The following is a 1131-nucleotide window of genomic DNA, read 5'->3' on the forward strand; positions in this document are numbered from 1 at the left end:
AGGAGGACGCCTGGCTGCGCGAGGTGGACGAGGCGGTGGCCGCGAGCCGCCCGGTGGCGGTCGGCTCAGGCGCCGCGGCCCCCGAGGAGGTCCTGACGTGAACCAGCTCCTCAGCCCTCCCCCGCCCACGCAGCCCTCCCACGCCGCGGCCGCCACCAGGGTCACGTCCTCCGCGGCCCCCGAGGTCCTCGGCGACGGCACCACGGGCGCTTCCCGGGCGCGGTCCCGCTGGCGTCGGGCACGGTGGCCCCTGGCGGTCCTCGGGCTCATCGTGGTCGTCGGCTCGCTCTCGGCCGTGCTGCAGCCGCGCACCTCCGAGGTCCCCCTCGCCCCGGACAACCCCCAGGGCGGCGGGGCTCGCGCCGCCGCCGAGATCCTGGGCGCCCAGGGGGTCGAGGTGACGATGGTGCGCACCTCGGCCGAAGCCCTACGGCGCGCCGAGGCCGGGACGACCCTCCTCGTCACGAGCACCTTCCTGCTCGACGACGGCCAGGTCGAGGCCCTCGCCGAGAGCGCCGCTGACGTGGTGCTGCTCGACCCTGACTGGTGGGTGCTGGACGCGGTGACCGACGGCGCGATGGATCTGGGCTGGCTCAGCGCGAGCACGGTGCGTGCCGCCGACTGCCCCGACCCGGCAGCCCAGGCCGCGGGGCAGATCCGCAGCGGCGGCTCAGGGGTGGTGGCCGTCGACCCCGACGTCGTCGTCTGCTTCCCCACGGGCGAGCCCGGAACCGGTGCCTACGCCGTCCTGGACGACGGGGGACGCCGCGTCGCCGTCCTGGACGACGCCTCCCTCACCACGAACGACCGGCTCTCGGAGGACGGCAACGCCGCGCTCGTGCTGCACACCCTCGGCCGTCACGAGCAGCTCACCTGGTGGGTGCCCACCTACGGCGACACCAGCGAGGCCACGACCGGACCGGCGACCGGTGAGCTGTTGCCGACCTGGGCCGGACCGGTCGCCGCCCAGCTGGCCCTCGTCGTGGTCATGCTGATGCTGTGGCGGTCCCGAGCTCTGGGTCGCGTCGTGACCGAGCCGCTGCCGGTCACGGTCCGCGCGGCCGAGGCCACCCTCGGGCGCGCTCGGCTGTACCGTCGCTCCCGGTCCCGGGGGCACGCGGCGGCGGCGCT

1 protein-coding gene is annotated in these 1131 nt (G+C 76.2%); it reads left to right on the forward strand.

What is annotated here, in order from left to right; all coding sequences use genetic code 11:
* Positions 1–97: 97 nt before the first annotated feature.
* Positions 98–1131, forward strand: a 1034-nt coding sequence (locus L0B03_RS18180; RefSeq protein WP_250448456.1) for a DUF4350 domain-containing protein, incomplete at its 3' end; no start/stop codon positions are given.

This window comes from Actinotalea sp. C106, from assembly GCF_023630195.1.
Classification (GTDB): domain Bacteria; phylum Actinomycetota; class Actinomycetes; order Actinomycetales; family Cellulomonadaceae; genus Actinotalea.